This is a genomic window from Acinetobacter brisouii (genome assembly GCF_008993995.1).
Lineage (GTDB): Bacteria > Pseudomonadota > Gammaproteobacteria > Pseudomonadales > Moraxellaceae > Acinetobacter > Acinetobacter brisouii_A.
Genome location: NZ_BKNN01000099.1, coordinates 1 through 5,588, shown reverse-complemented (window position 1 = coordinate 5,588; position 5,588 = coordinate 1). Strand labels below are relative to the sequence as shown.

Annotated in this window: 5 protein-coding genes; 2 read left to right on the top strand and 3 right to left on the bottom strand. The window is 36.9% G+C overall.

Features of this window, described 5'->3' with window-relative positions:
• Window positions 1–84: 84 nt before the first annotated feature.
• The 3 genes from GBN19_RS14255 to GBN19_RS14245 all read right to left on the bottom strand — a co-directional run bounded on the left by GBN19_RS14255 (window position 85) and on the right by GBN19_RS14245 (window position 2,746).
• Complete coding sequence (locus GBN19_RS14255) at window positions 85–354, bottom strand: antitoxin HicB (RefSeq protein ID WP_151778579.1); 270 nt, start codon at window positions 352–354, stop codon at window positions 85–87.
• A 42-nt stretch (window positions 355–396) separates the two neighbouring features.
• On the bottom strand, window positions 397–1,389 hold the full coding sequence (locus GBN19_RS14250; protein ID WP_228271291.1) for a hypothetical protein: 993 nt from the start codon (window positions 1,387–1,389) through the stop codon (window positions 397–399).
• Between the two features lie 1,090 nt (window positions 1,390–2,479).
• Window positions 2,480–2,746 carry a hypothetical protein gene (locus tag GBN19_RS14245; RefSeq protein WP_151778578.1) on the bottom strand — a complete coding sequence of 89 codons (267 nt, stop codon included), beginning with the start codon at window positions 2,744–2,746 and terminating at the stop codon, window positions 2,480–2,482.
• A gap of 1,023 nt (window positions 2,747–3,769) precedes the next feature.
• Here GBN19_RS14245 and repM point away from each other — a divergent pair.
• On the top strand, window positions 3,770–4,702 hold the full coding sequence (gene repM, locus GBN19_RS14240; protein WP_096902786.1) for a replication initiation protein RepM: 933 nt from the start codon (window positions 3,770–3,772) through the stop codon (window positions 4,700–4,702).
• Window positions 4,703–4,766: 64 nt separating this feature from the next.
• On the top strand, window positions 4,767–5,312 hold the full coding sequence (locus GBN19_RS14235; RefSeq protein ID WP_096902787.1) for a plasmid replication DNA-binding protein: 546 nt from the start codon (window positions 4,767–4,769) through the stop codon (window positions 5,310–5,312).
• Window positions 5,313–5,588: the final 276 nt, after the last annotated feature.

The following is a 5,588-nucleotide window of genomic DNA, read 5'->3' as shown; positions in this document are numbered from 1 at the left end:
TGTACACAGTGCACTGGGTTATGTATCGCCTTTTGAGTTTGAAGCAATGTACTATGATAAGATTAACCCGTTAGGTCAGGTGGCCTAACTTAAATAAAAAAGTCTCCGACAAACCCGGTACGGTTCAGAGCGTGCTTTATCACGGTCTGGATCTAGCCAGGATAGCGACGGAAATTCAGCGCATAACCCAATAAATTCTCCGTCTTGGGCGGACCATGTCACACTAAATGAATAACGAGCTTCGGTCTTAAAATCGAAAAAAGCTTTCATATATTTTGCCGCGTGTTTAGCCTCAGCTCTCAAATCGTCAATTTCTTGGCGGCTGAGATAATAATCATCAGGATATTTCTGCATGAGTTATCACCATTGTTAATTGAGATTGATTGAAAAAACATCCTATACCTCGGTTTTATTGGACTTCGCCTTCCATTTTTCGTATTTTTTGTTGAGATCTTCCGTTAATACACTCCTAAAATGAGCTTCTGCTTCTTGATATGATGAATTATTTGCAATCGGACTTTTCAGTTTTTTCATATATGAAAGTTTTAAAGTCCGGGCACCATGATCAAACCAGGGCTGATTATATTTATCCTTGAATAAGCGTTTTTCCAGGTGATACAAATTTCCGATCTGCTGACGTACCCCACGGTAGCCTAAATAGCCCTCCAAGGCCCGGAAATGGCGTTCAAAATAGGCTTTCTTCTCATCCAGACTGGCATTTTTTTCAATCAGGCTCTGAAACCGCAAAACGACCCTTTTCCCTTGTTCTAGTTGTTCCTTATAGGCTTTATCAGTCAAACGCCAGGTCCAATCTGTGACATGTTTTTCATTGGCCCAATTCTTGGCTTGAAGCTCTTTAATGCTTTTCTTCGGCTTGGTCAGACGTACCAGTTCATATCTACCACAGCTGATTGGATTAACATCACCAATGTAACTAAAAGACTCTGAACTTGGACAGATCTCAAAGATTTTACGGTTAATCTTCAATAAATCTTGTTTGTCTGTTTTGCTCAAAACTTTTTGAGTTTTTTCATCCAATAAGAAAGCATCACTGGTTCGACAAAACAGGTAAGCATCTACTTGCACCAAAAAAGCAGGTTCATTTTTATCAAATTTTTCCCAGCATTCACTCTCACTCAGTCCTGGTAAATAACTATAAGTGAAATGAACCAGCAAGCTAAAAACTGGCTCACTGTTCAATCTTCTTCGATAGGTTTGTTGGGCTGTTTCCAGTAAATGATAACGCTCAATCCATTTTGAAATCATACGGCTTGCTTCATCAGTATTCATATTCAATATGAATTTCTTAGAAACAAGATCATATTCGTTCGTCATCATTCCCATGACATGTTTTGTAAAATCTTTAGGAACATAGCTGTAATAAATCATTTTTTTATTACTCTTAAAGTGATTTTAATAAAGTGATTCTATAAGAGATTTATAAAAGATATTTATTAAAAATTCTATAAAGAATTCTTAAAGTCTCAAAAATGCAATTTTTGAGACTTTAAGAATGATTGTGAATCACCTTCGGAGATTCTATAAATAGCAGTTCCCCAAAATGGGCTTGACGACCGAAACTTGATCAAATATAACGCTTTTAGGGTCTTTGATTTTTTGCGTGGACTGCCAATCCATGAGCCAATTCTTTTCTGTTTGGTTCCTGGGTTGCCTACCCATGAATCAGACACACTCCCCCTTCTTGAGGATTGCCAGTCTTTGAGAAGCTTTAGTGGTGAAGCTGCGTGCGTGAGGAAACTCTAGCTGGCGCGGCTACACTAGGGGCTGGCGGGTGTGACTCCCGCTTTCTACCTGTTCACTCATTTTGATGAATGAACACCCTCCACTCCCAAGGTGGAGGTCAGTTGGGCGACAAGGACACGGGATCACGGTGACGTGGCGGTGGGAGTAACTTCCCTCCTAGGCTGAAAGGGCCAAAACCCTGTATTAAAACAGACAGTCAGAGGACTTAAGGAATGAGTAACCTCGTCAATAGCTGATAACCAGACGCTCCAAGTCAAAAACAAAAATAAAGATAAGGGCGTAGGTTATACCCACAGGTGGGCTTTTGAGGGCATCGTGAGGTGTCAGGGTTGCAAGGCGAAAGCTGGCGCAATCGGTACTCGATTTTAGGTGGAACAGTGAATTTGTCGGAAGACATTCTGTTTTGCTGTCGAGATCAATGGATAGCTCAAGCCTGTAAGGTCGTCAACATGGTGCTTTTTAGGCTGTGTATGTCGATATGGGTAAGGCGTGAACGTGGATGATTATTAACTACATATTGCATTGTATAAACCTGATACGACTTGGAACTGCGATCGGGGGAGATAGGAATGTAGGTGTTGTATGTAGGAGATCGGCACGGGTTCTGCCAGTTTTCAGGCAACTGAAAACAACTGTTTTAATACTAACTTGGGAAGCAGTTTTGTTTGAAGCCGTATTGCTTGAAAATTTCTCTTTAATTTGAAGAGGTTTTCATTCAATCGGAGGCAACTTCCGAAAAAACAGAACTGTGGGAGAGTGACTTAGTAGGGCTTTGCTGTAATGGCAGAGGAAGCATTTCAATTCGAGTGAAAGGCGAGCATTGAAATGAGTAACGAAAGGACACACCATTAAGTTGGAGTGTGTAAGAAAATTGGAAGAATGTGGTTTGAGGATGAAGTTTGGCAACTTCATAGGCTTGGCGGTCTAAACCCTCAAACCACATTTGTAAAAATCGACCTAGAAAATCAGATTCGAGTGGCATCGGATCCAGAAATTCCAAGAACCTTGAGAAAACAAGTCAAATCAAAGTCTTTGATCCGACTTTTTAAAAACGGTTAGTGGGGAGCTCACTTAAAAAAATCCTGACGCAGTCGATTCTGCTGAACGAAATTAAAAATCTGTGTGTCCCTCATCACACATAAATAACTGAGATCAAAGTCCTGAGTACGACTATAAACTGCTTTCCATTTTGCGCTCATTTGCGTTTTAAGCCATTTTTTCTATTTAATATAGGGATTCTTGGTAATCAGTGAAAAAACGCGCATACCCCCTATTTTTTGCTTTTAATCGCTATATCAGAGCGAGTGTCCACGAGCGAACATACCAAAAATTGCGCCTAGACTCCCTGAAAAACATTTTTTTTAAATCTAAATACTAAAAATGATCTGAATAGTTGCAATTTTTTGATTCTAGATCGAGCGAAGCGAGCAAAAAAGTACTATGAGCGAAGCGAATTCCGAGCTGCTTTTGCTTTTTATCAAATTCACAAAGAGATTAGCCAGAAAATTGCCCCAGCGAACTGAGCGAAAGCGAAGTTCAATAGAGTTTGAGCGTAGCGAAAACCAAGGGCAATTTTGAATGAAAAAGGTTTTTAATGTTTTTAAATGCTTTTAAATGCTTTTAGACACGCTGAAAGCCTTATATAGCAAGCATATTATGAGTTATATAGCAACGTTTGCTCGGTTATATAGCAACGTTTGCTCGGTTATATAGCAACGTTTGCTCGGTTTATAGCAACAAAATATATAAATGTTGCTATATAATTTTAATTCATTTAAAATCAATAACTTAATTTTTTGAAAAATTAAAAAAAATCACTAAAGTATTGTTTTTTTGCGGTATATGACAACATTTTCTCGGTTAAAAAATATAATTTAAACAATATAAATTATTGAAATATAACGATTTTTAAAAAAGTCACAATCAGAAAGATTTTATTTATTTGACAACTTCTTAATATAGTGTTGTTATAACAACAATAATTTTAATTGTTGCTATAATTGCCATGCAGAATAAAGATCTTGTTGTTAAATCTAATAAATTAATACAGGCACTTCAGTCTTTAACTTTATCTGAAGCAAGACTAATACAGTTAGCAATCATTGATGCCAGAGAAACAGGAAAAGGGCTTACAACTGAACAACCACTTGAATTAAATGCAGCGAGATATGCTAAAGCCTTCAATACTACGCTTGATGCAGCATATTTAACATTATTGGAAGCTGAAGAGACTCTTTTTAAACGACAATTTACTATTCAAAATGAAGATGGGTCAGTAACAAAAAGTCGATGGATACAAGATGCAAATTATAAAAAAGGTGAAGGTCGCATTTTACTTACATTAACAAGAGTTCTTATTGATCAAGTCACGAAAATTGATGGCTTTGAAACATATTTTACTAGCTATCATCTAAAACAAACTGCAAATTTTAAGAGCATTTATGCTGTTCGATTATACGAGTTAGTCAAGCAATGGAAAAATGTTGGCTATACACCTATTTTTAATACAGAAAAGTTTAGAGAACAACTTGGTATCGGTATTAATGAGTATGCTCGAATGGAGGCATTTAAGAGACGTGTTTTAGATGTTAGCATCGAACAAATTAATGAATTTTCAGATATAGAAGTTGAATATCAACAACATAAAAAAGGTAGGTTGATAGAAGGCTTCTCATTCGCATTTAAACAAAAGAAATTAAAAACAAAACAAACTAAAAAAAATACTGAGATCAATTTAGAAGAACGTGCTCTTAAAATGACAATAGCTCAGCGCCATTTTTTTGCAAATAAACTCTGTCGATTACCAGAGCTAGGGAAATATTCACAAGGGACAGAGAGCTTTGACCAATTTGCAGTAAGAATTGCTGAACAGTTAAGCGATCCTGTGAAATTAAAAGAATATTTACCATATCTTGAGCAAGTTGGATTTACAGCTTAACTGTCAATTGACATTGTCAAGTTAACAGTCAACTATTAACACAAGTTGACTGTTAATTTACATTATGAAAAAACTATCAGTTTCAGAGTTAGCTAAGCTATATGGATTTTCAAGACAGGCCATATATGCTCATATAAATAAAGGAAATTTATCTAAAGGATCAGATGGGTTAATTGACTTTTCTGAGGCAATCCGCGTTTTTGGTGAACCTCAACCAAAGGAACCAAGTGTCAATCAAAGTCAATCAATTGACAGTCAACATCTGACAGAAGTTGACATGCTTAAACGTCAAGTTGACATGCTTGAAAAACAATTGAATCAAGCTTTGCTTCGAGAAAACCAGTCCTTAGAACGAGAGTCTTTCTATCAAGAACAAATTGAGGCAATGCAACGTCTTTTGGAAGCTCCAAAAACCAATATGACTACGTTTACCGATCAAAACCCAGCGCAACCGACTGGATCTCCAACTGATCCAGAACCTGAGCCAACTACAAACAATGGTGAGGTTACTACACCAGAACAACCGAAACGCTATCCAGTGGCAGAACAGATCGATCCAGAACCCGAGCAACGCGGCTTCTGGAGCAGGTTTTTCAAGCCATATGGGTAGGGTGATTGTTCACGGCAACTAATCAAAAACGTGGAACAATGTTCAAAAAACATACGTGGAACGTGAAAAATCATAAAAAAAGCCCGAACAGTGATGCTCGGGCTATAAACTTTGAAATAAGTATTTGAATTTCAAAATAAATTATAACACATTTCGTATAAGGTGTATTATGTTAATTTTAGAAATTCTAAATTTTTGAATATAATTTGAGATTACTTTAAATCATTTAAAATCTTGCTTTTAAGGATAATTTATCAAATATATTCCTTATCCCTT

Excerpts from the sequence above, each read along its gene's own strand:
- GBN19_RS14245 (WP_151778578.1), bottom strand. The coding sequence starts at position 2,746 with ATGCCACTCGAATCTGATTTTCTAGGTCGATTTTTACAAATGTGGTTT.
- GBN19_RS14235 (WP_096902787.1), top strand. The coding sequence starts at position 4,767 with ATGAAAAAACTATCAGTTTCAGAGTTAGCTAAGCTATATGGATTTTCA.
- GBN19_RS14250 (WP_228271291.1), bottom strand. The coding sequence starts at position 1,389 with ATGATTTATTACAGCTATGTTCCTAAAGATTTTACAAAACATGTCATG.
- repM (WP_096902786.1), top strand. The coding sequence starts at position 3,770 with ATGCAGAATAAAGATCTTGTTGTTAAATCTAATAAATTAATACAGGCA.
- GBN19_RS14255 (WP_151778579.1), bottom strand. The coding sequence starts at position 354 with ATGCAGAAATATCCTGATGATTATTATCTCAGCCGCCAAGAAATTGAC.